The sequence below is a fragment of the Staphylococcus simulans genome (assembly GCF_002902285.1).
Classification (GTDB): Bacteria; Bacillota; Bacilli; order Staphylococcales; family Staphylococcaceae; genus Staphylococcus; species Staphylococcus simulans.
Genome location: NZ_PPRU01000004.1, coordinates 90852 through 117255, shown reverse-complemented (window position 1 = coordinate 117255; position 26404 = coordinate 90852). Strand labels below are relative to the sequence as shown.

At 37.3% G+C, this 26404-nt stretch carries 28 protein-coding genes; 15 read left to right on the top strand and 13 right to left on the bottom strand.

The genetic code is table 11. The features are described from left to right. Positions 1 to 16: 16 nt before the first annotated feature. Positions 17 to 751 (bottom strand): CHAP domain-containing protein, encoded by a 735-nt coding sequence (locus CD112_RS01255; RefSeq protein ID WP_023015016.1) that lies wholly within the window; start codon positions 749 to 751, stop codon positions 17 to 19. 572 nt (positions 752 to 1323) lie between these two features. Here CD112_RS01255 and CD112_RS01250 point away from each other — a divergent pair. Continuing rightward, positions 1324 to 2376, top strand: a complete 1053-nt coding sequence (locus tag CD112_RS01250; protein WP_103363704.1) for an LLM class flavin-dependent oxidoreductase — start codon at positions 1324 to 1326, stop codon at positions 2374 to 2376. Positions 2377 to 2389: 13 nt separating this feature from the next. Then, a complete protein-coding gene (locus CD112_RS01245) occupies positions 2390 to 2746 on the top strand; it encodes a DoxX family protein (RefSeq protein WP_023015013.1) in 357 nt (118 codons plus the stop codon). Between the two features lie 60 nt (positions 2747 to 2806). On the opposite strand, the gene CD112_RS01240 is transcribed toward CD112_RS01245, so the two are convergent. Then, entirely contained in the window at positions 2807 to 5068 is a 2262-nt protein-coding gene (locus CD112_RS01240) for an ATP-binding cassette domain-containing protein (RefSeq protein WP_002479630.1), read from the bottom strand. Positions 5069 to 5402: 334 nt separating this feature from the next. Between CD112_RS01240 and CD112_RS01235 the strand changes: the two genes are divergently transcribed. Then, positions 5403 to 5759, top strand: a complete 357-nt coding sequence (locus CD112_RS01235; RefSeq protein ID WP_002479629.1) for a transcriptional regulator, SarA/Rot family — start codon at positions 5403 to 5405, stop codon at positions 5757 to 5759. 93 nt (positions 5760 to 5852) lie between these two features. On the opposite strand, the gene CD112_RS01230 is transcribed toward CD112_RS01235, so the two are convergent. Next, positions 5853 to 6278, bottom strand: a complete 426-nt coding sequence (locus CD112_RS01230) for a very short patch repair endonuclease (RefSeq protein ID WP_057509910.1) — start codon at positions 6276 to 6278, stop codon at positions 5853 to 5855. 178 nt (positions 6279 to 6456) lie between these two features. Between CD112_RS01230 and CD112_RS01225 the strand changes: the two genes are divergently transcribed. Together CD112_RS01225 and CD112_RS01220 are read left to right on the top strand one after the other, a co-directional pair. After that, positions 6457 to 6933: a TspO/MBR family protein gene (locus CD112_RS01225; RefSeq protein ID WP_023015009.1), complete on the top strand. Its 477-nt coding sequence runs from the start codon at positions 6457 to 6459 to the stop codon at positions 6931 to 6933. A gap of 36 nt (positions 6934 to 6969) precedes the next feature. Further along, positions 6970 to 7830 (top strand): patatin-like phospholipase family protein, encoded by an 861-nt coding sequence (locus CD112_RS01220; protein WP_103363703.1) that lies wholly within the window; start codon positions 6970 to 6972, stop codon positions 7828 to 7830. A gap of 89 nt (positions 7831 to 7919) precedes the next feature. Here CD112_RS01220 and CD112_RS01215 read toward each other — a convergent pair whose 3' ends face one another. From CD112_RS01215 to CD112_RS01185, 7 genes are read right to left on the bottom strand one after another with little or no spacing between them, the layout of a single operon-like run. Further along, positions 7920 to 8759 carry an urease accessory protein UreD gene (locus CD112_RS01215; protein WP_103363702.1) on the bottom strand — a complete coding sequence of 280 codons (840 nt, stop codon included), beginning with the start codon at positions 8757 to 8759 and terminating at the stop codon, positions 7920 to 7922. Beyond that, on the bottom strand, positions 8759 to 9373 hold the full coding sequence (gene ureG / locus CD112_RS01210) for an urease accessory protein UreG (protein ID WP_002479624.1): 615 nt from the start codon (positions 9371 to 9373) through the stop codon (positions 8759 to 8761). The genes CD112_RS01215 and ureG overlap by 1 nt, the downstream gene beginning before the upstream one ends. A gap of 12 nt (positions 9374 to 9385) precedes the next feature. Beyond that, the gene (locus CD112_RS01205) at positions 9386 to 10075 is read right to left on the bottom strand and encodes an urease accessory protein UreF (protein ID WP_002479623.1); all 690 of its coding nucleotides are present in this window, start codon (positions 10073 to 10075) and stop codon (positions 9386 to 9388) included. Further along, on the bottom strand, positions 10068 to 10520 hold the full coding sequence (ureE, locus tag CD112_RS01200; RefSeq protein ID WP_002479622.1) for an urease accessory protein UreE: 453 nt from the start codon (positions 10518 to 10520) through the stop codon (positions 10068 to 10070). The genes CD112_RS01205 and ureE overlap by 8 nt, the downstream gene beginning before the upstream one ends. Positions 10521 to 10533: 13 nt before the next feature. Next, complete coding sequence (gene ureC / locus CD112_RS01195) at positions 10534 to 12249, bottom strand: urease subunit alpha (protein WP_103363701.1); 1716 nt, start codon at positions 12247 to 12249, stop codon at positions 10534 to 10536. Further along, positions 12246 to 12659, bottom strand: coding sequence for an urease subunit beta (locus tag CD112_RS01190; RefSeq protein ID WP_023015003.1), 414 nt, complete (start codon positions 12657 to 12659; stop codon positions 12246 to 12248). The genes ureC and CD112_RS01190 overlap by 4 nt, the downstream gene beginning before the upstream one ends. A 16-nt stretch (positions 12660 to 12675) precedes the next feature. After that, entirely contained in the window at positions 12676 to 12978 is a 303-nt protein-coding gene (locus CD112_RS01185; RefSeq protein ID WP_002479619.1) for an urease subunit gamma, read from the bottom strand. A 296-nt stretch (positions 12979 to 13274) separates the two neighbouring features. Between CD112_RS01185 and yut the strand changes: the two genes are divergently transcribed. Continuing rightward, positions 13275 to 14204: an urea transporter gene (yut, locus tag CD112_RS01180; RefSeq protein WP_002479618.1), complete on the top strand. Its 930-nt coding sequence runs from the start codon at positions 13275 to 13277 to the stop codon at positions 14202 to 14204. Between the two features lie 55 nt (positions 14205 to 14259). On the opposite strand, the gene CD112_RS01175 is transcribed toward yut, so the two are convergent. Together CD112_RS01175 and CD112_RS01170 are read right to left on the bottom strand one after the other, a co-directional pair. After that, a complete protein-coding gene (locus tag CD112_RS01175; protein WP_002479617.1) occupies positions 14260 to 15186 on the bottom strand; it encodes an iron-hydroxamate ABC transporter substrate-binding protein in 927 nt (308 codons plus the stop codon). Between the two features lie 164 nt (positions 15187 to 15350). Continuing rightward, on the bottom strand, positions 15351 to 16502 hold the full coding sequence (locus CD112_RS01170; RefSeq protein ID WP_373364843.1) for an acyl-CoA dehydrogenase family protein: 1152 nt from the start codon (positions 16500 to 16502) through the stop codon (positions 15351 to 15353). A 194-nt stretch (positions 16503 to 16696) separates the two neighbouring features. Between CD112_RS01170 and CD112_RS01165 the strand changes: the two genes are divergently transcribed. From CD112_RS01165 to CD112_RS01155, 3 genes are all read left to right on the top strand, one after another. After that, the gene (locus CD112_RS01165; RefSeq protein ID WP_103363699.1) at positions 16697 to 17641 is read left to right on the top strand and encodes a nucleoside hydrolase; all 945 of its coding nucleotides are present in this window, start codon (positions 16697 to 16699) and stop codon (positions 17639 to 17641) included. A gap of 96 nt (positions 17642 to 17737) precedes the next feature. Continuing rightward, positions 17738 to 18289 carry a biotin transporter BioY gene (locus CD112_RS01160; RefSeq protein WP_002479614.1) on the top strand — a complete coding sequence of 184 codons (552 nt, stop codon included), beginning with the start codon at positions 17738 to 17740 and terminating at the stop codon, positions 18287 to 18289. Between the two features lie 22 nt (positions 18290 to 18311). Continuing rightward, positions 18312 to 19067, top strand: a complete 756-nt coding sequence (locus CD112_RS01155) for a GNAT family N-acetyltransferase (RefSeq protein WP_070625771.1) — start codon at positions 18312 to 18314, stop codon at positions 19065 to 19067. 27 nt (positions 19068 to 19094) lie between these two features. Here the strand turns inward: CD112_RS01155 and fdhD are convergent, their stop codons facing one another. Further along, entirely contained in the window at positions 19095 to 19904 is an 810-nt protein-coding gene (gene fdhD, locus CD112_RS01150) for a formate dehydrogenase accessory sulfurtransferase FdhD (RefSeq protein ID WP_023014998.1), read from the bottom strand. Positions 19905 to 20051: 147 nt separating this feature from the next. Here fdhD and CD112_RS01145 point away from each other — a divergent pair, with 147 nt between their 5' ends. The 6 genes from CD112_RS01145 to modB all read left to right on the top strand — a co-directional run bounded on the left by CD112_RS01145 (position 20052) and on the right by modB (position 26403). Next, entirely contained in the window at positions 20052 to 21050 is a 999-nt protein-coding gene (locus tag CD112_RS01145) for a LacI family DNA-binding transcriptional regulator (protein WP_070625768.1), read from the top strand. Between the two features lie 84 nt (positions 21051 to 21134). Beyond that, a complete protein-coding gene (locus tag CD112_RS01140; protein WP_070625767.1) occupies positions 21135 to 22301 on the top strand; it encodes a galactokinase in 1167 nt (388 codons plus the stop codon). An 11-nt stretch (positions 22302 to 22312) separates the two neighbouring features. Then, positions 22313 to 23305, top strand: coding sequence for a UDP-glucose 4-epimerase GalE (gene galE, locus CD112_RS01135; RefSeq protein WP_103363698.1), 993 nt, complete (start codon positions 22313 to 22315; stop codon positions 23303 to 23305). A 16-nt stretch (positions 23306 to 23321) separates the two neighbouring features. Then, positions 23322 to 24815, top strand: a complete 1494-nt coding sequence (galT, locus tag CD112_RS01130) for a UDP-glucose--hexose-1-phosphate uridylyltransferase (protein ID WP_070625765.1) — start codon at positions 23322 to 23324, stop codon at positions 24813 to 24815. Positions 24816 to 24955: 140 nt separating this feature from the next. Continuing rightward, entirely contained in the window at positions 24956 to 25720 is a 765-nt protein-coding gene (gene modA, locus CD112_RS01125) for a molybdate ABC transporter substrate-binding protein (protein WP_103363697.1), read from the top strand. 11 nt (positions 25721 to 25731) lie between these two features. Then, positions 25732 to 26403, top strand: coding sequence for a molybdate ABC transporter permease subunit (gene modB / locus CD112_RS01120; protein ID WP_002479606.1), 672 nt, complete (start codon positions 25732 to 25734; stop codon positions 26401 to 26403). Position 26404: the final 1 nt, after the last annotated feature.

Below are 26404 nucleotides of genomic sequence, written 5' to 3'. Positions count from 1 at the left end.
ATCGTAAATTTATTAATTAGTGGATGTAGTTGTATCCGCCTGCTTGGCTAGCTGAGATTGTACGTGTAGTTACAACGCCAGGACCTTGACCGTAGTTCATTTCTGAAACGTTTACTGAACCGTCGCTGTTTACACTTTCAACGTATGCAACGTGACCGAAAGCACCTTGGCTAGTTTGTAAGATTGCGCCAGCTGATGGGTTGTTGTTTACAGTGTAACCTGAAGCTGCTGCTGCGTTAGCCCAGTTATTAGCGTTGCCCCAAGTTGAACCGATTTTACCGCCAACTTTGTCGAATACGTAGTAAGTACATTGACCTACAGTGTATAAGTTAGCACCTGATGATGAACGGTTAGCGAATGTGTTAGTGCTTGTTTTTGGTGCTGAAGTAGTTGTTACTTTAACGTTGTTGTCTGATGTTGAGTATGAAGCACCTAAACCGCCAGTACGTGGAGCAGTTGCTTGTGTATTGTAGCTAGTGTAGTTTGTATAGTTATTGTTAGCTGTGTTGTTGTTATTGTATTGAGCGTAAGTACCATAGTAGTTATTGAATTGATTAGATTTGTTCCAGTTACCTTCCCAAGTGTAGTGGTAGTTACCATCTTGATCAATTGTATATGAGTAGCTGTAAGAATAAGGATCGTTTGAGTTGTATCCGTTATTTTGTGCAGCGTCTGCATCGTGATTAGATAAAGTTAAAGCAGCGATTCCTAAACCTGCTGTAGCGATTGTAGTAGTAGCGATTTTATTCATGATAAAATATCCTCCTAAAGATAATAAGCTAAATTATTTTTTAAGTCTCGTGACTGGATTAACATTTACTAAATTTCATAATTTGTTTTGTTTGTTTCGTTCTCTTAACGACAAGACTTACTCTACCAAAAAAAATTGCACTTGTGTGGTTTGTTATCGTTTTGTAATTTAGTTCTAATAATTATGTATTTGGATGTAATAAGCATGAAAGTAGGACTATAGTCTTAGAATGTTGATGTTATCGCATTTTTAACATTTTTAATTATTTGTAAAGGCTTTTCATATTACAGTCTTGTAATATAACAGAAAACTTTGAAACATAATTTCTAATGAATAAATGTTGCTTTGTAGTTAATATGACGGAGATTTATTTTTAAAATCCTGTCGAATAGATAGTCATCTAATTAAATACAATAGGTGGATGTTAACTATTAACTTTATGTAAAGTTAGGCTTTTCTTCATTAAATGGAAGTTTTTATCTCTTTGTTCAGCTCGAGTTGAAAGTATTGACTTAAGGAAAGAACAGATGTATTATTTAAGTATAAAAATTATACCTAAAGAGGTGAAAAAAGTGAAACTCGAAATTGGAATGACATCCTTTGCAGACAACACTGATATTTATACAGAAAACGGCATTCAAGAAAAATTAACAGCAGCAGAACGTATTAGAAACATCGTAGAAGAAATCCAACTTGCTGATGAAGTAGGGCTGGATGTATATGGATTAGGTGAACATCATCGTTCAGATTATGCAGTTTCAGATCCTGTGACTGTACTTGCGGCAGCAGCGACAACAACGAAACGTATTAAACTTTCATCGGCAGTAACGGTTTTATCATCAGATGATCCAGTACGTGTCTATGAACGTTTTGCGACATTGGATGCAGTATCTAACGGACGTGCTGAAATTATGGTAGGGCGCGGTTCGTTTATCGAATCTTTCCCATTATTCGGTTACAACCTTGATGATTACGATCAATTGTTTATTGAGAAGTTGGAATTATTGAAACGTATCAATCAACATGAGATTGTTAAATGGGAAGGCGGTTTGCGACCAGCAATTAACAACTTAGGTGTATATCCTAGAGCAGTGCAAGAGGAAATTCCAATTTGGCTCGCAACAGGAGGCACACCAGAGTCTTCTATGAGAGCTGCAGAGTTCGGTTTACCGATTACCTACGCGATTATCGGTGGTAATCCTAGACGTTTCAAACGTAATATTGCAGTGTATCGTGCAGTTGCTGAAAACAGAGGTTATCGCGCAGAAGATATGCCGGTTGCAGTACATTCTTGGGGTTATATCGCAGAGACTGATGAAGCGGCACAACGTGAGTTTTACGCGCCGACTAAAGTCACACATGATATCATCGCCAGAGAACGTAATTGGCCGCCATACGATCAAGCGCATTTCCAACGTGAAATCAGCGATGAAGGTGCAATGTTTGTAGGAAGTCCGGAAACAGTCGCAAAGAAAATGATTAAAGTAATCGAAGAATTGAACTTGAATCGTTTCATGATTCACCTGCCAGTAGGGTCTATGCCACATGACCGTGTAATGCATGCAATTAAATTATACGGAGAAAGGGTAAAACCTATTGTAGAGGAATATTTTAATAATAAATAAAGGAGATTGTATTATGTTATTACGTTATTTAAACAATATTAAAATCGCTAAGGAATTATTACAGGCTTCAGAGCCAAAATTAAAAGGTGACGCAGGTATGAAAGATACTTTCGCAAATGTGTTCGGCCTTGATTCTAAATGGGTAACAGTTGCAGGTACTTTAGAAGCAGCAAGTGGTTTAATCTATTTACTAAGCTTCGGCAACAAAAAAATGACAAATGTTGCTTCATTATTAGCAGTAGGTGTATTAGGTGTTGCAGCTTACAAACACTACGAAGCAGGTCATGGTAAAGAAGGCGCTAAACACGCAACTGACTTATTGAAATTAGCTGCATTATCTTCAGCTGATACAATTTGCAGTAAAAAATAATAAATAATCAGTGTATATATGAATAAGGCTCAATCACAAAACTGTGGTTGAGCCTTTTTATTATGCTTGAGTATAACGTTTTAAATGTTTGGCAGTTAAGGTATCTGTTTGTAGGAAGTCTTTAGGCAAGCCGCTGAATAAGATTTGTCCTCCTTCTAAACCAGGACCTGGTCCGACATCAATGAGCCAATCCGCTTCACACATCATGGATAAGTTATGTTCAATCAGAATCACTGTATTCCCAGCTTCAATTAAATCATTGAAGCGATTCAATAGTAGAGGAATGTCTTCTTCATGTAAACCTGTTGTCGGCTCATCAAAGATATAAACATAATCAGTTGTCGGTTCGACTAAATGCTGACTTAATTTAACGCGCTGAATCTCACCGCCAGATAAGGTGTCTAGCGGTTGACCGAGTGCCATATAATTTAATCCAGTTTGGCTTAATGACTCTAATGCATCTTCAATTTCTTGATGCCCTTTAAAGAATTCTAAACCTTCATCTACAGTTAAGTTTAAAACATCCGCAATATTATAACCGTTAACTGTTGCTTCTAATACTTCAGGTTTATAGCGTTTACCATGACACACTTCACAAGTCTGAGAAAAATCAGCCATAAAGGCTAGTTCAGTTTTAATATAACCTTTACCGCCGCAATTGGGGCATGCACCTTTAGAATTATAGCTGAACATCGCTTTGCTTAATCCGGTTTGTTGGCTGAAGAATTTTCGTACTTGATCAAAGACACCTAAATAAGTCAGCAGGTTAGAACGGCTTGAACCTTGAACCGCTTTTTGATCAACAAAGATAGTATGTTCATTATCTTCAAATCCTTTTTTGACCAAAGTACTCTTACCAGAACCTGCAACACCTGTCATAACCGTCATGACTTGTTTAGGTAAATCAACCGTGACATCTTTTAAATTATTTTCTGTAATTGGTCCGAGATGGAAATATCCTGCAGGTTGACGCACGTCATTTTTAAGGTGATGTGGTTTTCTTAACGCATGACCTGTCGCTGTATCAGATTCTAATAATGCTGGATAATCTCCTTCAAATGTAATTTCTCCACCATTCTTACCAGAACCTGGTCCCATATCAATGACATAATCCGCTTCTTTAATAACATCAGGATCATGTTCAACAATTAAAACAGTATTGCCTTTTTCTTTAAGTGATTGTAAAATAATATTGATTTTTTGTATATCTTCAGGATGCAAACCAACACTGGGTTCATCAATAATATAAACTAAATCAGATAAAGGACTATTCAAATGACGGATTAATTTAAGACGTTGTGCTTCTCCACCAGAAAGTGTTGTTGTGACACGGTCGAGTGTTAGATAGCTTAATCCTATGAAATCTAGGGCTTCAAGTTGTTTTCGAAGCGGCGCAATAATAAATTCTGCAGTTGGTTGATTCAATTGATCTAAAAAAGCCAAGTTCTCTTTAATTGTCATTTTAGTAAAATCAGAAATATTATAGCCATTGATTTTACAACTTAATACCTTTTGATTTAGTCTTTGTCCTTCACAAACAGGACATGTTTTAGTGGTAACGACGTGTTTTAAATGGCGTGCATAACGTTTTTTCGCAAAAGTTTTATCGCCTAAAAAGATACGGCTGAAACGCGGAATCAATCCCACATATTTCGCAGTTTTTCTCCATTCTTTCGGTGGATATTTAAGCTTTGTCGGCTGTTGATATAAAAATAAATCAAGTTCTTCTTTGGTAAAGTCTTTTAACTTTTTGTCATTATCAAACAAACCGCTGTCGCGATATGCTTTTCCTCTTTCTTTATCCGGACCGAAAGAAGGGAAGTCGATGGCACCTTCATTTAATGACTTATCCCAATCTAACAATTCATCTAAATTAATTGATTCAATGTAACCTAAACCTTCACATTCTTTGCACATGCCTGATGGGCTGTTGAATGAAAAAACATCAGAATAACCTACAAAAGGTGTGCCGATACGTGACCATAATAAACGCACAGATGCGTATATGTCTGAAATTGTGCCGACTGTTGAGCGAGAGTTGCCGTTATAACGTTGTTGGCTGATTGTCATCGCAACAGGCAGATGGTCTATGTGATCGACGCTAGGTCTAGGTTGTTGATTAAGATGAAACTGTATGTAACTTGAATAAGTTTCGTTTAAAAGGTGCTCTGATTCAGCTGCGAGTGTATTAAAAACGAGTGAAGACTTTCCTGAACCAGAACGGCCTGTAAATACAGTTATGAAATGTTTCGGAATGTCTACATCGATGGATTTTAAATTATTCTGTGTCGCACCTTTGACACGGATATAATCTTGTTTCATCCTTTCATCCTCCTTGTTTGTATATGTGATACACATTCATTATGACATTGATTAATTGTATTCCCCAATATTCATTTATTACTACTTTTATTGCTTTTGATTTTTTGAATAGACAGTCATCCTATTAACCCAATTAACCTTAGTGAAAACTTTACATTCGTGATGACTGATTTCAACATTATGACGTTTACTATTTTGATTATTTTAGGAACAAAAATAGATTGTTATTTAATGAGAGTTGTAATAAAATTAGTTTATGTAGGGGCTTGCTTGAAATTATCAGAACAATTCACTAAACATCTTCGAAAAACATCAAGAAGGAGTGAATTTCACTATGAACAATAAAAACATAATTAATGATTTATCAAAATTCGTCACTGTAGCACAAAAAGTAAGAGAGGTCAGTGCTACAATAAAAAGTGAGTTTCAAATCACTTTTGAAGAACTCTTTATTTTAAACTACATTCACAGCAGTGAAAAAGAACGTACAGAGTTCAATGTAAAAGAAATCATTCAACTTTCCAACTTAAAACCATATTTTATTTCTAAAGCGATTCAAAAGCTTAAAGAGCGTAAACTCTTAACTAAAAAAAGAAATAAACATGATGAAAGAACCGTGATTTTAGTAGTTGATCCAGAGCAAAGAAAGGAAATCGAGGCTCTTTGTAAAGCGGTCAGCAAAGTATTTTAATCATAGGAGAAGTTGGGGAATTTAAGATTATTTCAACAGGCACAAAAAATTAGTAATAAAAAAGTGAGTTATTCATTGAGATAGCTCACTTTTTTATTTTTGTTTATTTTGTTCAATCGCATCTAACACTTGTTGGACACAAGCATCCATGTCCTTAAACACTTCATGTTTCTCCCAAAAACGTAAGACAGTATAACCCATTTCTTCTAATTTCTGATTCACTTCTTGATCTCTTTCCATATTGCGTTCTAATTTCGGTATCCAATATGAACGGTTCGTGTGGATTCTTTTTTGTTTAACATTTTCCCAATCATAACCATGCCAGAATTCCCCATCTACAAATACCATTACGTTATATTTAGTGATAGCGATATCTGGAGTGCCGGGTAACTTCTTATAATTCTTAAAATAACGGACACCTTGGTGCCATAAAGCTTTAGCAAGTTGTGTTTCAGCTTTGCCGCCTGTGCCTTTGATTTTAGACATCATCTTAGAACGATAGGCTTTAGATTCTGCCATATAAATTCACCTCATACATATAAGATGGTCTATATTGATATTCCCGAAAAAGCCTGTTGTTATGCAGCATCACGCAGATAATAACATAAACATACAACGATGATATTTAATACTTTTTCTAAAGGGTAGATACATAAAGTAAAGAAAATAATTATATGAAACAGAAGGAAGGGATAGTTTGAAACAACCATTCAAAGTTCTGAGAGATATTGTACATTTAATAACGCCGACAGTAGGGGGCACTTTGGTAGCAAAATATGCGACAAGCAATGCACGTCAAGTTTATCAAAAAGAAAAGAACCCGCCGCTTTCACCGCCAGGTATTACGTATCCCATTGTCTGGTCAGGTTTGTATCTTGCGATGGGCGTCGCATATATGATTGCACGTAACGCAAGTAAAGATAAATCTGTACCGATTTCACACTATACACAACTTGGTTTGAATTTCTTATGGTCTGTATTGTATTTCAAATATAAACTACGTGGAGCAGCAATGATTGAAAGTTATGCTTTATTCGCATCTGTTGTCGTCACGGCAGTCAATTTCTATAAAGCAGATAAACGCAGCGGCTTGTTAATGGTGCCTTATGCATTATGGTGTGCATTTGCGAGCTATCTTGCGACAGGAAGCTGGATTTTAAACAAAGATCAATAATTCATGTCATAATAAAAGTTGAAGGAAGTGAATCATATGGCAACAACATCAGTAATTTTAGGTGCCGGCGGTCAATTCGGCATGGCATGGGAAATCGGTTATTTAAGAGGTTTAGCTGAGAAAGGTTTAGACTTGAGAGATGCCGATGAATTTGTCGGAACATCTGCGGGTGCACAAGTGGGCACAGTTCTCGCATCAGAAGCAGACTGGGAAACAATATGGGAAGAACAACTAAACTATCAAAGAGAAGCTGAAAATCCATTAACGGATGATGATTTAGCAGATATCTTTGCGCAATTTGATCAATTAGAGAAAAATGCGCGTACTGTAGAAGAATGGATTGATGGTATGAGTCGGATGGCTATGCATCCTAAAGTAGATTTGCCTGAAACAGAACGACTCAATATGATCAGAAACAGCTTAGGCAATGCAGTTTCGGGCTGGACACCTAAAATCAAAATTGTAGTGACAGAAGTAGAAACAAATCAACGTCGTGTATTTGATGAAAACTCTGATGTACCGTTAGTTAAAGCTATTGCGGCGAGTGGCGCATTCCAAGGGGCTTATCCGACGATTCAACTGCATGATAAACACTATTATGATGGCGGTTCTTATTCTATGGATAATCCAGATGTCAGTGAAGCGGATAAAGTTGTGGTATTAGCTGCGAATTTACCAGTGAAAACACCGTATGCATTATCTGGTTTAGTGGACCATATGCAAGAACGAGGTCAAAGTGTGTATACAGTCAAACCAGATAGCACTGTAATGAGTATTCTGGAAAAATATGATTATAATACAATGAATGGTGCATTACGTAAAGAAGTAGCTGAAGCTGCACGCCAACAAGGGCATGAAGAAGCACAAGCGCTGAAAGCATTTTGGAACAAACAGTAACTTATAAAATTATGTATGTAAAAAGGACGGTTATCAAAGAATGAATAACCGTCCTTTAGTTTGCAATCAGGTGTATAACTTGATTGCTATTAATATTTTCTTAAGAAATCTACATCTCTGTCATAATGTTTTCTGACAAGTTGTTGTTGCACGTCATTTAGAATATCTAAAATTAAATCAGTTTGATGTGCAAGAATACGGATACTGATACCATGTGTTGCAAGTTCAGTAATACCGACTCTGCAGTCTTCTTGTTTCGCATAAGGTGCCATAATCTCATAAAGTTCTTCAACTGTTTCTTTATTCGCATCTGGATGAATGAAATAACAAGACCCTAGATGAGAATAACCTTCCATATAACCTAAAGCATCTACACGATTTTTATTTGGATCCAACAACAAGTTATCATAGACGACTAATTCACCGTCAACGAAAATTTCATTAAGAAGATGAAGATAGTCATACGTAAAGTGCGCTTCATCTGGAGAATAACCAGGCGTTAAGATATCGGTATAAAACATTGCGCCGGTTTTAGCCAGATGATACTGATTATGCTGATAAAACTTTGCATCTTTATAAGCTATAATCGGATCGCCTACATATTCCATATAAGCGTTATCTTCAATCGTGAACGTTTGGTACTGTTCAACATGATCTTTCAATGTTTTGTAGATTTTTGTTGCACCTTGCGATGTGAGTGTCGTTGCCGCATTTTCTTTCACCTTAACATTTAAGCGATAACGGTCTCCATCTAAATAGCCGCCGCCGACATTAACAATATAGAATGTCGGGATATTTGAGCCATTTAAATAAATAGGGCGAATCACTTTTAATGCTTGTTCAAAAAAGATATCGCGTGCTACAGAACGTTCACCGTCATTAAAGACGGTGATATCTAACTGTCCTGTCCATTGCTTTTCTTCAGACATTACTCTAGTCCTTTAAGCAGCACATCACGTTCAATCCAGTTAATCACATTGTCTAAACCTTCTTCTGTTTTAAGGTTTGTGAATGTGAATGGACGATCACCACGGAAAGTACGTGTATCTTCAGCCATTTGGTCTAAAGATGCGCCGACATAAGGTGCTAAATCTGTTTTGTTGATGATGAAGAAATCAGATTTAATCATACCTTGTCCGCCTTTACGTGGGATTTTTTCACCTTGTGCAACGTCGATAATATAAATTGAGAAATCTACAAGTTCTGGACTGAATGTCGCAGCTAAGTTGTCGCCGCCTGATTCTACGAAAATCAATTCAATATCTTCATGACGTTCAACTAATTCATCAATTGCCGCAAAGTTCATTGAAGCATCTTCACGAATTGCTGTATGAGGGCAACCGCCAGTTTCAACTCCGATGATACGATCTGCAGGAAGTACGCCAGAATTTACTAAGATTTTTTCGTCTTCTTTTGTATAAATATCATTTGTAATAACACCGATGCTTAACTCTTTAGAAAGATGTTTTACTACTTTTTCTACAAGTTCGGTTTTACCTGCGCCTACAGGGCCGCCGACTCCGATTTTAATAGGTTGAGTCATAAATCTTGCCTCCTAAGAAATAAAGATTCGTACATTCACTTTTTCATGTTCCATTTGATTGATTTCAAGTCCTGGTGCAGTGATGCCGAATTCAGATGCTTTAAGCTCAAAAATATGGTCGCGTGTTTGTTTCATAAAAGGAATCATCTGCGTCACAATACGTTGACCTGCAGTTTGTCCTAATGGAATGGCTCTGACCGCATTTTGAGTTAAAGATGAAACGTTTTGATATAAATAATAATCGATAATCATTTCAATATCGACACCGAGATAATGACCAAGCATTGTAAAGCAGATTGCTGGATGCAATTTCGCTTGTTTTGCTTGATATTGTTCGTGATACCAATGAATCCATTCACTATCGTAAAGTTCATCAGCTAGTTTCACCATACGTGTTCCCATTTGTTTGGTACCGACACGTGTTTCTCTCGGCATATTTTGAACAAATAATAAACGATCTAATTCTAACACTCTTTTTTCATCATTCTGATTCAGTGCTTCGTAAACGAAGCGCATCGCTAATCCATCCGCATATGTGAGTTGTTCACTTAAAAACAGTTTCAACCATTCTTGGAAGGACTGTTCATCATGAACAGTCCCTCTTTGGATATAAGTTTCTAATCCGAATGAATGGCTGAAAGCACCTGTAGGGAATTGCGAATCGCAAAATTGAAACAAGCGTAAAGACGCATGATCAATCATGTGAATGTCCTATATGACGGAAGGCTTTGTTTACTTTGCGATCCTCACGTGAGTGGGGGATGCCTAATGATTTTAATAAATCTTCAACTAAATAATCGTATTGTACCAACATTTCACTTTCTGTGAATTGTGCAGGTAAATGACGGTTACCCAGCTGATGGGCAATATCTCCCATTTCTTGCAGTGAACGTGGTTTGATAACCAAAATATCTTCAGAATTGACATCAACCACGATACGGTTGTTGTCATCTTCATATAAGATATCGCCATACTGCAAGTCTACAGGGTTTTTTAAGCGGATTCCGATTTCATTACCGTGGTCAGTTTTAACACGTTGGATGCGTTTAACTAAATCAGAGTTTTCTAGATACACTTTTTCAGTGTGCTTTTGTTTTTCTTCAGGTGATAAATTGGCGATATTGCCAAGAATTTCTTCTACTATCATGAAAGCTTGCCTCCTAGAATAAGAAGTAACGTTGTGTTAATGGCAACTCTTTAGCAGGTTCGCTTGTGATTTTTTCGCCATCTACAAACACTTCATACGTTTGTGGATCTACGTCTAATTTTGGTGTTGCTGTATTGTTTTTCATATCTGTTTTACGTAGGTTACGGATATTTTTAACTGGACGGATTAAACGATGCAAGTTCAATTGACGTTGAATATCGTTCATATAAGCAATGTTTGATACGAATGTCATGTTTGTACCTGTCATGTTACCGCCAAGTTGACCGTACATTTTACGGAATTTAAGAGGTTCTGAGATTGGGATAGAACCATTTGCATCACCGTTGATTGCTGTACTGATCATTCCGCCTTTTAAGACAACATCAGGTTTTACACCAAAGAATGCAGGCTCCCAAATTACAATATCCGCAAGTTTGCCAGATTCAATTGAACCGACATATTCTGAGATACCGTGTGTAATCGCAGGGTTGATTGTGTATTTTGCGATATAACGTTTGATACGGTTGTTGTCATTGTATTCTGAGTCGCCATCTAAATAACCGCGTTGTTCTTTCATACGGTGTGCGACTTGCCATGTACGTGTGATAACTTCACCGACACGACCCATTGCTTGTGAGTCAGAGCTGACCATACTGAATACACCCATATCTTGTAATACGTCTTCCGCTGCAATTGTTTCTTTACGGATACGTGAATCAGCGAATGCTACGTCTTCAGGAATAGAAGCGTTCAAGTGGTGTGTAATCATAACCATATCTAAGTGCTCATCAATTGTATTTGTTGTGTAAGGTAGTGTTGGGTTAGTAGATGATGGAAGGACATTAGGATAGCTTGCTGATTTGATTAAGTCAGGCGCATGTCCGCCACCAGCACCTTCAGTGTGGTACATATGAATGACACGGTCTTTGATTGCTTTCATCGTATCTTCCATGAAGCCCGCTTCATTCAACGTATCTGCGTGTAATGCGATTTGAACATCATAATCATCAGCTACGTCTAATGCATGACTTAGCGCAGATGGTGTTGCTCCCCAGTCCTCATGGACTTTCAAGCCGATTGCGCCAGCGTGGATTTGTTCAATTAATGCTGTGTGGTTGTGTGCTTGTCCTTTACCAGTGAAACCAACGTTGACTGGTAAAGCTTCAGCTGCTTCTAACATACGGTGCATATGCCATGGACCTGGAGCAACCGTAGTGGCTTTAGAACCTTCAGAAGCACCAGTACCGCCGCCGATATGTGTTGTAACACCACTTTCAAGCGCAACCCATGATTGTTCAGGGTTAATAAAGTGCACGTGTGTATCAATACCGCCAGCTGTTACGATCTTACCTTCAGCTGAAATGATATCAGTGTTTGCACCGATAATGATATTAACGTTGTCCATAATATCAGGGTTACCAGCTTTACCATATCTCATGATATAGCCGTTTTTAATTCCGATATCTGCTTTGTATACTTTATCGTAATCAATAATAACTGCGTTTGTAATAACAGTATCTGCAACATTACGGTCATCACGTGTTACGTTAGGGTTTTGAGCCATACCGTCACGCACAGATTTACCGCCGCCGAAAGTAGCTTCATCCCCATATGACGCATAGTCTTTTTCTACTCGTGCAAACAAGTTTGTATCAGCTAATCGAATAGAATCACCGACAGTCGGACCATATAAACTTGTATATTGAGATTGTGTCATTTTAAAGCTCATCGATCATACCCACTTTCTTTATTCGCATTTTTCATTCCTTCGTCGTCTTTAATACCAGCGTTCGGATGATCATCGTCTACACGGAAGACACGATCTTCATCAATCGGTCCATTAACCATTCCTCGGAATCCGTAAATACGACGATTACCGTTATATTCCACAAGTTGTACTTTCTTTTCATCCCCAGGTTCAAAGCGTACAGCTGCGCCAGCTGGAATATCTAAATGTTTACCATATGCTTTCTCTCTATCAAATTTTAAGCCATCATTTACTTCAAAAAAATGATAATGAGAACCGACTTGAATAGGGCGGTCTCCTATATTTTTAACAACGATTACTGTTTCAGTAGAATCAGTACCTTTATTTATTTCTATTTCAGTACGTTTTACTATAATTTCACCAGGTCTCATAATATATAATCCCCCTTTAAACAATCGGATGATGTATCGTAATTAATTTTGTGCCGTCAGGGAATGTAGCTTCAACTTCGATGTCTGTGATCATATCTGCTACACCTTCCATTACATCATCCTTATTTAAAATTTGTCTGCCGTAACTCATAAGGTCGGCAACGCTCTTACCATCTCTTGCACCTTCTAACATTTCGTAACTGATGATAGCTACCGCTTCAGGATAGTTTAATTTTAAACCGCGTTTTTGACGTCTGCGTGCAACGTCATTCGCAATAACCAACATCAATTTATCTTGTTCACGTTGAGTAAAATGCAAAGTAATCCCTTCTTTCATATATGTTAAATAATACTAATCCATTGTAAGACTCGACTTATCGATATACAAGAAATATATATTTGTGGTGCCAAATATAATTGCAAATTAACAAGTTAAGGCTTGAATATACACTTTAATTAACCCAAGGGAGTTTTACCTTTTTTGGTACATTTTCAAACAAACGTTGTATTTTAATCTTAAAAAATTATAAATAGAGAGCAATAGGTTTTATTCACAATCCTATTTTGTTAAAATTATAACTGTTTATAAATTTTGAGAAATCAGGTGAAGGATCGATGCGTCAATTAGTCGACGTTGTATTAAAGAATATCTCACAAGTATTATTGTTAAATAATGCTTGGACAGGGCTATTCATTTTAGCAGGTTTATTTGTAGCAAATTGGAAAGTAGGGCTAGCAGCATTGCTTTCTAGTTTGATTGCTTATGTATTAGCACCTTATACAAATTATTCCAAAGAAGAAATCAAAGAGGGGCTAGCTGGTTTTAATCCAGTGCTGACAGGTGTGGCTTTAACCATATTCTTAGTGCCAGACATTAAAGGTATTGGTATGACAGCACTTGCGGTTGTATTGACATTACCGCTTGGTGCCGCATTTCGTCATTTATTATCGCGTTTTGACTTGCCGATGTTGACCATGCCGTATGTGTTTATCAGTTGGATGTTTCTATTTATGTCCTTCCAATTCGAACACGTCAATGCTGGGGTTAATATTTTACCTTCTACGGTACGTGAGATTACATTTTCACATCACGCGATTAACGGTGTGATGACTTTCTTAGATGGCTTTAGTGAAATTTTCTTGGTGAAAAGTACAGTAGGGGGCTTATTGATACTGATTGGTATCTTTATTGCTTCTAAACGTGCAGGTATCTTCTCAGTCGTCGCAAATATTATCGGTGTTTTTGTGGTAATGTTATTTGGGGCGAACCATGATGATATAAATACAGGATTATATGGCTATAATGTTATCTTAGTAATATTGGCTTTAGGTGTTACCTTTAAAGAAACTTCAGTATTTAACAAATATTTAAGTATGTTATTTGGTATTTTTATCACAGTGGTTGTACACGCTGGTTTAGTGACTTGGTTAAAACCTTTCGGCTTGCCAGTATTCACATTACCGTTCATCGTCGCAACATGGTTGATGTTGATGGCAGGTAAACCAAATGTGATGCCTGTTGAAAGCGAAACTGAAAATAAATAATATATAAAGAAAACGGCTTACACAACCTGTTTACTGTGTAAGCCGTTTTTTCATATTATTTAGAAGCTGCTTGTTCGAGTTTTTCTTTTAAATCTTTACGCATGAATTCTAATGTGTAAGGGTCGTTGAACCAGTATGTTTTCGCATCTACTTTGATGACATGTCCTTCTTTAACTGCTGGAAGGTTTTTCCAAAGGTTTGTTTGAGTATAAGATGGTTCAGCTTTGCCGGCACGTGTTGATACAATATAGTCGCCTGCATATTCAGGGATTTTTTCTTGTTTGATTTCTGCCCAACCATCTTTTTTAACTAGTTCTTTTTGTTTTTCTGGCATTTGTAAGCCGAATGCTTGATAAATCACTTCACCGCCGCGGCCCCAGTTTGGACCGTACGTATAAAGTTTTTTGTCGAATTCATCTAATAATGAGATTGTTGAATCTTTACCGATTTTATCTTGAATCTCTTTACCATCTTTTTTAGTTTCTTTTTTCCAATCCTCTGTCCATTTTTTAGCTTCGTCTTCTTTACCTAACAATTTACCTAGTTCAATTTGTTGATCTAAGTACTTATGTTTTGCGTAGTCGAAAACTACAGTAGGAGCTGCTTTTTGATATTTCTTGATGTTTTTATCTGTTGAATAAACAATGATTAAATCTGGTTTTTGTTTGATTACTTTTTCAACATCTTCGCTGCCAGTGGCGCCGATTTTTTCAACACCTTTGAATTTTTCTTTTAAGATAGGGCTGTCATCGACTTGGCTGTTGACTGCTACAACGTTACCGCCTAATTTTTTTACACCGCCAGCGTATGTAGGTGCAACAACCGCAATACGTTTAGGTTCTTTCGGAATATCTACTTTCTTACCGTTATCCATTGTATATGAACGTGTTTCTTTTTTTGAATCTTTTTGATCACTGGATTGTTTACCGCATGCTGCAAGCACAAGGACTAACACAATCAGTGGGATGAGTAATTTTTTCATCTTTATATCTTCCTCCTAATTGAAAACGATTATCGTTTAGCGTTATTGAAAATTATAAAGGGTATTGGCAGAAAGCACAATATAAATTTCTAAATAAATCAACATTTATTATTTGTTTAAAATGAAAAACACTATGTTCGACTATTGAACATAGTGTTAAGTCACTAGAATAAGTTGAGTTCTGATTTGGCAATATTTGTGTAAGCCGCATCTTCCATTGGCGGATTATGCAGACCAGCACGCATGTCACGATAATAGCGTTGAAGCGGGCGATCCATTTCTAAACTTTTCGCACCGACAATGCGCATTGCTAAATCGATGACTTTCAAACATTGATTCATTACTAAAATTTTACTTGCGGAAGTTTCATTCCAAACAGGTGCATCAGGGGCTTCATGATACATACGGGCTGTAGACCATAAAAAGGCACGTGCTGAAAGTAATAACGACTCCATTTCACCGATTGATTGTTGGACAGTCGGAAGATGTCCGATAGGGTAATCAATACTATTCGGCTGATGTGTTTTGGCGAAGTCTTTCGCATAATCTGCCGCAGCTTGTGCAATACCTAAATACACACTTGGGATATGCAGAATCCAACCGTTCGGTCCTTTTGAACCGCCCGCAACTTCTACAAAGTTTTCTTGTGGTATATGCACATCTTCTAATACCAGGTCATGGCTTTCAGTCGCACGCATGCCGACCACATTCCAAGTTTCAGCAACAGACACTCCAGGCGTTTCTTTTTCAACTAAGAAGAAACCGAATTGGTCTGTGGCTTCATTGTAGCCGCTGACTAAGAAATGGGTTAAAGCTGGCAACATTGAAGTAAAAGTTTTAACGCCGTTTAAAACATATTCTGAACCTGAGCGTTTAGCGTGTGTTGAAGGTTTGCCGCCACGTGTCGGACTTCCAGTATCCGCTTCACTCACCGCTCTATTAATCAACGCACCTTCTTGAATAGCTTGTGCTAATTGATCGAGTAGGTGAGGCTCCCATTTTTGTTCTTCAAATATTTGTCCTGCAGTACTTAAATGCCAACCGATAGATAAAGCTGTGGCACCATCAATAGAACCTAAATAACTTTGGATGATAACCATATCTTCAATTGTCGCACCTTCACCGCCATAAGCTTTCGGCAAGGTTAATAAGGTATAACCTTCTTTAACGAGCCAATCAATATTCTCGTGAGGGAAGCGGCTATGCGCATCATTGTATGCTGCATGTGCTTGAAATTCGTCTTTGATTGATTGTAATTTTGTTAACCATTTACGTTGAATCTCTGTATGAATTAATCCTGATTCTAACAATGTCATTCCTCCTGACGTTTGTTGCCTTGTTAAGTTTAGTGTATCACTCGGAATAGAGAGTTGGTAGTTTTTAGCGGTCTGCATTTGTTTTACGAGAAAAGCTAGACATCATACAATTAAATTTCTGGTTAAATGCTTACTTTACATTTGTTGTGAATTTCAATTTAATAAGTAATATACATAAATTTTGGAGGTAGAACATGAAACAAATATATTTCAACCACGATGGCGGTGTAGATGATTTAGTGTCTCTCTTTTTATTACTACAGATGGAAGATGTTGAATTAATCGGTGTCAGCGCAATTGGTGCTGACAGTTATGTAGAACCCGCAGTGAGTGCGTCTATTAAAATCATTAACCGCTTTTCAGATAGAGATTTAAAAGTTGCCGCATCATCACAAAGAGGGAAGAATCCATTTCCTAAAGAATGGCGTATGCATGCCTTCTTTGTAGATGCATTACCAGTATTGAATGAATCACGTACTGAACAACGAGCATCGCAATCAGAACTTGAAGCATATGAAGATATAATAGAAAAATTAGAAGCGAGTAAGAAACCAGTAACCTTGTTATTTACTGGACCTTTAACAGATTTGGCTAAAGCATTAGAGGTTGCTCCGCATATCACAGAAAAAATTGAACGCTTAGTATGGATGGGGGGAACATTCTTAACGAAAGGCAATGTTGAAGAACCTGAACATGATGGAACTGCAGAATGGAATGCCTTTTGGGATCCAGAAGCAGTCGCAACGGTTTTTGATACAGATATTGCGATTGATATGGTTGCGTTAGAAAGTACAAATAAAGTGCCGTTAACAATTGATGTCAGACAAATGTGGGCAGATCAACGTGATATTTTAGGTGTAGATTTCTTAGGTGTTTGTTATGCTGCAGTTCCGCCATTAACGCATTTTGTGACGAACTCTACGTATTTCTTATGGGATGTCTTAACAACAGCTTCTGTCGGAAAACCTGAGTTAGTACATGTTGAAGAAGTACAAACAGAAGTGATTACAAAAGGACCGAGTCAAGGACGAACTAAACGTGTTCAAGAGGGTGGCCGTACAATCAGATTAATCGATGATGTGCACAGAGATGCATTCTTTGACTACATGACAAACCTTGCCGCAAAGGTTCGTGTCTAGACGTGTAAAATTATACAAATAAATGTTAACTTATCGTAAATTAAAGTTAACATATGTGATATAATCTTCCATGTAAGATTTTGAGGAGGTTATATTATGACAACAAAACATATCACATTTACTGCGATTATGACAGCTATTATCGCATTGCTTGGTCTGATTCCACCTATTCCGCTTCCATTCATGCCAGTACCGATTGTCTTGCAGAATGTCGGTATTTTTCTAGCAGGTATTCTTTTAGGCAAAAAGTATGGTACATTAAGCGTAATTGTATTTTTAATTTTAGCAGCGTGCGGTTTACCTGTACTATCAGGCGGTCGTGGCGGTATAGGAGTTTTTGCTGGTCCATCAGCAGGTTTCTTATTCTTATATCCAGTCGTCGCTTTCTTAATTGGGTATGCGCGCGATAAATCTATAGAACGAATCAATTTCGGTCGTTTATTTTTACCTACATTAATTGCGGGTGTCTTATTATTAGACATTGTCGGCACATTAATTATGGGCGTGATTACACATATGCCATTATCAAAAGCATTCTTTTTATCATTTGTCTTTATGCCGGGGGATATTATTAAAGCGATTATCGCATGCTTAATCGGTGCAGCATTATTGAATCACACACGCTTTAAACAATTGATTCGTTTCTGAGGTAGCAGAAAGAGGGATAAAGATGGGGCCGCTATCCATGCGATTAATTGATCAACCTGGAACGATTGCTTATGAAGATGAACAAAAGACGATTTATTTAACACCACAAGAACCTTTAACGTATTATACGAACAAATGGGTATATCATGACATGCCGACGTTTGAAACTTGGTTAGAAGATGTCAAAACACAAACACACGCACATCTCAAACAAGAGAGTCGCCATTTGGCATTTACTTTTCCAGAAAACACACCTTTAGATTCCACGTTTCGTACATATTTTGAACGAGAGAATTTTGATGTTGTGTTGTTAGAAATGTATGCGATCGAAGCACATGAGCTTGCAGGTGACATTCCAGATGGTTTAGATATCCGTTTTGTCGATATTTATCATTTGGATGATTATTTGAAAATCTGTCGTTATTTTTCACTGGATTACGGTAAAGACTACGCAGACGAAGTGGTTAAAACTTTAAGACAACAATTTGACGGCGCAACGAATGTGAAGCGGGTGATTGCTTATAAAGATAATCAACCAGTCGGCACATTAGATATGATTGAATCAGAAGAAACGATTGAAATCGATAGTTTCGGTGTGATCAAAGAAATGCGTGGACAAGGAATCGGACGTGCTATGCAGGGATTTGTCGCAAATTATGCCAAGCATAAACCTTTGATTTTAATCGCAGACGGTGAAGATACTGCCAAGGAAATGTATATTAAACAAGGCTATACCTTCATCAGTTATTGTTATAGTGTGATAAAAGAGAATATATAAGCAAACAAAAAAGCTGTGTTTCACAAGTTAATCTTGTGAGGACACAGCTTTTATTCGTTCTGGGTGACTATAAATATTGAAGTTGCCATCTCTGATAAATCCAATGGCTGTTATGTTTAAGTCATTCGCAAGCGTCACAGCTAACGTAGTCGGTGCGGATTTAGAAAGAATAACACCAACTCCGATTTTAGCCGCTTTAATCAGAATTTCTGATGAAATACGACCGCTGAAAATTAATACTTTGTCTCGAACAGGAATATGACGTTCAATACAGAAACCATATAACTTATCGAGTGCGTTATGTCGACCGATATCTTGACGGTGTTCAAAGAAAGCATCTCCGTCGCTGATGGCTGCGTTATGCAAGCCGCCTGTACGTTTGAACAGTTTACTTGCAGTTTGTAGTCTCGTCATCATATTGATGACCTGTTGAGGTGTGAGTGTGATATTCGACAATGACGTCTTAGCTACTGCCGCATCATTTTGGAAATAAAACTCACGACTTTTACCGCAACATGAAGCAATCATGCGCTTGGTTGAATACTCGAAACGATCCCCTAAGTCTTTCGTTAATTCAACATGTGCAAACCCCTTGCTGTCATCTATTTGAATCGATTTCAATTCACTGCGTTTTAAAATTGCACCTTCAGACGCTAAAAAGCCCAGCACCAATTCTTCCATGTGGTCTGGACTGCAGATGACGGTTGCAAATTCTTCGCCATTAACCATGACAGTTAATGGAAATTCTGTAACATAACTATCAGTTGTTTCAAATAATTCTCCATCTTCAAAGCGGACAATTGTCTGATTCGTTAAAACATCTTTATCTTTATTCATATGCATGACTCCTTAATTTAACAATATACTACATCACTTCAATTTACAAAAAAGATTTGCATGAAATGTTTCATTATTTAAAATGAAAAGTTGTACAAGTAAACAGAGCGTAGTAAACTTAAAGTAAACAAAAGAGAGGTGTCAATTATGGCAAGTATTAGAGATATCGCAAAACAAGCGGGTGTCAGTCCAGGTACAGTGTCACGTGTACTTAATGAAGATCCGACATTGTCTGTAGCCGACAGTACAAGAACTCGTATTTTAAATACCGCAAAAGAACTTGAATATCACAAAGCAGAACGTGTAAATCGCCAAGTTCAAATCATTACTTATGCGTCTCGTAGACGAGAAATGGCTGACCCATTTCATCGTGAATTGCGTTTAGCAATAGAGTCTGAAATTAAGAAATTAAATTTAACATTAAAGAAGACACTTAGAATTGAAACAGGATTTAAAAAACAAGATTTACAAGATGTGAAAAAAGCAGGTGCAGTGTTAGTCATCGGTAATTTCTCATTGGATGCTTTAAAAGAAATTTATCGCCATAACCCTAATATGGTGGTGATTAATAATAAGCAAGTTCCTGATTATATCGATGCAGTGTACTCTGATCTAGAACAAGCCATGTATCAGCTGCTGAATCAAATCAGGGACACTTATCATGATGCACATATCGCTTATTATGGAGGCATACGTGAAGAACGTAATTTAGATGGGAAAGAAGCATATGAAAATGATGCAAGATATCACGCATATCTTTCTTGGTGTCAACAACATGATGAGATACCGAATGGCAATTTAATCGGTTGGGAACGAGAAGATGGTTTTGAAGCGATAACAGAAGCAGACACTATCCCAGATGTGTTGATAGCGGGTAATGATATGGTCGCAATTGGTCTAATTCAAGGCCTCCAACAAAGAGGTGTCACAATCCCTAAAGATGCTGGAGTTATCGGATTTAATGACTTAGATGTAAATCAATATGTAACACCATCATTGACGAGTGTGCGTATTGATATCGAGCAGTTTGGTAAAAGTGCTGTCTTAATGGCAAAAGAACGTATTCAAAAAACACGTCAATCTGCCATGCATATTGTGATACAAACGAAACAAATAGAGCGACAATCTTTTTCTTTTAAGAACTAATGAAAGTGTTGACAAAACATTTAGTAAACAAATAAACTTTAATTGTGTTTACTAATAAATTTACCTTGTGAGAGGAGTTATATTATGTTGGCATCTATGCAAACGCAATTTGAAAAGCATTTTGAAACAAAGCCAGATGTTGCCGCATTCGCACCAGGACGTATTAATTTGATCGGAGAGCATACAGATTATAATGGCGGTTATGTATTCCCAGCTGCTATTGAATTAGGCACATACGGTTTAGCACGTAAACGTGAAGATCGTACGATTCGTTTTTACTCTTTGAACTTTGAGGAAAAAGGTATTATTTCATTTTCATTAGATGATTTAGATTTCAATGCTGACCATAGTTGGGCGAACTATCCAAAAGGCATGGTTAAGTTTTTAATTGAAGCGGGTTACAAAATTGACTCAGGCTTTGATGTCATCGTTGAAGGTAACATTCCAAACGGCGCAAGTTTATCTTCTTCAGCTTCTATTGAAATGCTGACAGGTTGGTTAATGAAACAACTCTTTAACTTAGATGTAGAGCGCTTAGAATTAATTCAACTTGGACGTAAAGTAGAAAATAAATTTATCGGTGTCAATTCAGGTATTATGGACCAGTTCATTGTGGGTATGGGTCAAAAGGATCAAGCGATTTTATTAGATACGCATACGTTAGAGTATCATTATGTTCCAACTGAATTCGGAGATTACACGATTTCTATTATGAATACGAATAAGCGTCGTGAATTAGCAGAATCTAAATATAATGAACGGTTAGAAGAATGTCAGAAAGCATTAGCGTTACTTCAACAAGAATTGGATATTGAAGCGTTAGGACATTTAGACGTTGAAACGTTCGAAAAATATGCGCATTTAATTGAAGATGAAACGATACGTCGTCGTGCACGTCACGCAGTTACTGAAAACGCACGTGTTAAAGAAGCGTATGATGCTTTAGCGCAATCAGACTTTGAACGCTTTGGTGAATTATTAAACCAAAGCCATGCTTCATTGAAGGATGATTATGAAGTGACGGGCAAAGAGCTAGATACTTTAGCAGAATCTGCACAAAATGTTGATGGAGTCCTTGGTGCACGTATGACAGGTGCAGGATTCGCAGGATGTGCGATTGCTTTAGTTCATCAATCAAAAGTTAAAGATTTAGAAGATGAAGTCTCTCGTATTTATACAGACAAGATTGGTTATGCGCCATCGTTTTACCATGTCAATATCGGTGACGGCGTGAAAACAATCGAACTTTAAGGAGGAAAATCATGTCAGTTTTAGTATTAGGCGGTGCCGGTTATATCGGCAGCCATGCAGCGCATCAATTGATAGATGCTGGTTATGATGTCGCAGTGGTGGATAATTTAGGAACAGGTCATAGAGGTGCCGTGCCTAAAGCAGCACGTTTTTATGAAGGAGATATCCGTGACAGCGAATTCTTAAATCAAGTGTTCGCAACGGAAAATGTTGAAGGTGTCTTCCATTTTTGTGCTTATTCATTAGTTGGAGAATCGGTAGAGAAACCTTTAGATTATTTCAATAATAACGTCTATGGTATGCAAGTGTTGCTTGAAGTGATGAAAGCACATGATGTGAATGATATTGTCTTTTCTTCAACAGCAGCAGTTTATGGTGAACCAGATGTTGTCCCGATTACAGAGGATGCGAAAAAAGCACCGACCAACCCTTATGGCGAAAGTAAATTGATGATGGAAAAAATGATGCATTGGTGTCATAACGCATATGGTATGAACTATGCAGCATTACGTTACTTCAACGTCGCAGGTGCACGTGAAGATGATACGATTGGTGAAGATCATAATCCGGAAACACATTTAATTCCTATTGTATTAGAAGCAGCGTTAGGACAACGAGATGCGATTACGATATTCGGTGTAGATTATGATACAGAAGATGGTTCATGTGTCAGAGATTATTTACATGTCACAGATTTAATTGAAGCGCATATTTTAGCGTATCGTTACTTAAAAGATGGCGGTGAGAGCGGCGCATTCAACTTAGGCAGCAGTCAAGGTTATTCTGTTATTGAAATTGTGGAAGCAGCACGCCAAGCGACTGGTGAAAAGATTAAATCAGAAATCGGCAAACGTCGTGCAGGTGATCCAAGTAAATTAATCGCTTCAAGTGATAAAGCACGTAACGTGTTAGGCTGGGAGCCGAAACATGATGATATTCATGAAATTATTGAAACTGCTTGGCATTGGCACCGCGCACATCCGAATGGCTACGAAGATAAATAAAAAGGGAGGCCGTATCATGAAGCTGAATCAACAGCTGATACAACGCTTTATTTCATATGCAGTAGAATATGGGGACTTTGAAAAGGAAGATGCTTTCTATATTCAAAACCTAGTGCTAGAGATTACACAAGCAGAAGATATCGAACATGAGGAGAGAGATATCTCAGAACTTGATACACCGAATGCGATTGCACAACACTGGATTAATCGAATGATTGAACATCACTTAATAGAAGATGCGGTATATCAAAAAGAAATGGTTGAAACGAAACTATTAGATTTAATCACACCGAAACCTTCAACTATTAATCGCAACTTTAGACAGTTGTATCAAGACAGCCCGGAGAAAGCGACGCAATATTTATATGATATTTGTATGCGCAACCACTATATTAAGGCAGATGCCATCGCACAAAATATTCATTTCTATACACCAACGAACTATGGTGACTTAGAAATTACAATTAATATGTCTAAACCTGAAAAAGATGCGAAAGAAATTGCGGCAGCAAGAGAAGCAAAACAAACAAGTTATCCTTTATGTGCGTTATGTATGGAAAATGAAGGTTACCAAGGTTCTGTAACCCAAGCAGCACGTCGTAATCACCGAATTGCGCGTATTAAGTTAGATGGAGAAGACTGGGGATTCCAATTTTCACCATACGCTTATTTCCCAGAACATAGTATCGTATTATCTGCACAACATGTGCCAATGAAGATCGGACGACAAACTTTTGTGAATTTATTAGACTTTGTGAAGCAATTTCCGCACTATTTTGCGGGATCTAATGCGGACTTGCCGATTGTAGGCGGTTCAATCTTGTCTCACAACCATTACCAAACAGGGCGCCACACTTTCCCGATGGATAATGCGACAGAAATAGAACGTTTTACTATTGATGATTATCCTGAAGTAGAAGCGGTGTTGTTAGATTGGCCGATGAGTGTAATCCGTTTAAAAGGTAATAATCAAGCACAACTCATTGATGCGGCAGAACATATTTTCAATCAATGGAATGCGTACAGTGATGAAAGTGTTCAAGTCAAAGCACAAAGTGAGGAGGGCGAACGTCATCATACCATCACACCGATTGCACGTTACCGTCAAGAAACAGGTCGTTTTGAATTAGATTTAGTACTAAGAGACAATCAAACATCAGAAGATTATCCAGATGGTATTTTCCATCCGCACCAAGATGTACAACACATTAAAAAAGAAAACATCGGTTTAATCGAAGTGATGGGAACTGCGATTTTACCAGCACGTTTAAAACATGAGCTTAAACAAGTCGAACAATATGTTTTAGGTGAAACTGATATAGATTTAGGTGTGCATCAAGATTTCGCAGATGAACTAAAAGAGAAACATCAATTTACACCTGAAAATGCTGAAGGTATTGTTTTAGATGCTGTAGGTCAGAAATTCAAACGTGTCTTAGAAGATGCAGGTGTGTTTAAACGTGATACTGAAGGCTTAGAAGCCTTTAAACGTTTTGTTCAAACTTTATAATTATAATCAAAAGGTCAATGTCATATTGGCCTTTTTTCTTGTGCGAATACAAAAGATAATGGTTAAATTCAAATTGGAATTTATGGACCGAAAGCGTATAATCGAGAGTGAATTAATCATTTTTAGGAGGCTTCTTCAAGATGAAGTTGAAATACTTTGCGGTTATACTGTTGAGCGTCTGCTTAGTTGTTGTTGGATGTTCAAATGATAAAAAAGAAACAAACAGTAATCAAAAAGAAAATACTTTACATGTCGCAGCTGCCGCAAGTTTAACGGATGTGACGAAAGATTTAGAAACAGCATTTAAGAAAAAACATTCAGATGTTGATATTACATTTAACTACGGCGGATCAGGATCGTTAAGACAACAAATTGAAAAAGGTGCACCTGTTGATGTGTTTATGTCAGCCAACACAAAAGATGTCCAAGCGTTAAAAGATAAGAAGAAAGCTGATAACACTTATGATTATGCGCGAAATCAACTTGTATTAATTGGTGAACAAGGCACTGATTTAAAATCAGTCAAAGGTTTAAAAGATGGACAAAAACTTGCGATAGGCGAAGTGAACTCTGTACCTGCAGGTAAATACGCAGAAGGTTACTTAAAAGACAATGGATTATACAGCAGCGTTAAAGATCATCTTGTCTTTGCGAAAGATGTCCGTCAAGTCTTGAATTATGTGGAAAAAGGGAACGCGCAACTCGGTTTTGTTTATAAAACGGATTTATATAAAAACAAAACTAAAAATGATAAAGTAAAAGAAATCGAATCGGTGAAATTAAAACAACCGATTGTTTATGAAGCCGGAATAACATCTGATAATAAGACAGCGAAAGCTTGGATTGAGTTCTTAAAATCAGATGAAGCGAAACAAATCTTAAAAGATTATCAATTTGAAGCGTAGGAGGAGTGGAAATGCCTGATTTAACGCCATTTTGGATATCAATTGAAGTGGCTGTAATCAGCACGATTATTGTAACAGTACTTGGGATTTTAATTTCAAGACTGTTATATCGACGTCGTGGACGTATTGTGACACTTCTTGAGAGTATTATTATCCTGCCGATTGTGTTACCTCCGACAGTCATGGGGTTCTTATTATTAATTGTTTTCTCACCACGAAGCCCTGTAGGCGCATTTATGACAAATGTTTTACATATGCCTGTCATATTCACAATCACTGGTGCAATTATTGCCTCTGTGATTGTCAGTTTTCCGTTAATGTATCAACATACGATTCAAGGTTTTAGAGGTATTAATCATAAAATGTTGAATACAGCACGAACAATGGGTGCAAGTGAAAATAAAATTTTCTTCAGACTGATTTTACCGCTATCAAAGCGTGCTATTTTATCTGGTGTGATGATGGCATTTGCGCGTGCAATCGGTGAGTTCGGCGCAACCTTAATGGTAGCGGGTTATATTCCAAATAAAACCAATACGTTGCCTTTAGAGATTTATTTCTTAGTTGAACAAGGCAAAGAGAACCAAGCTTGGCTATGGGTATTAGTATTAGTCGCATTTGCGATTACTGTTATTGGTACGATTAACTTAATGAACAAAGATCGTTATTTGGAGGTGGATTAAG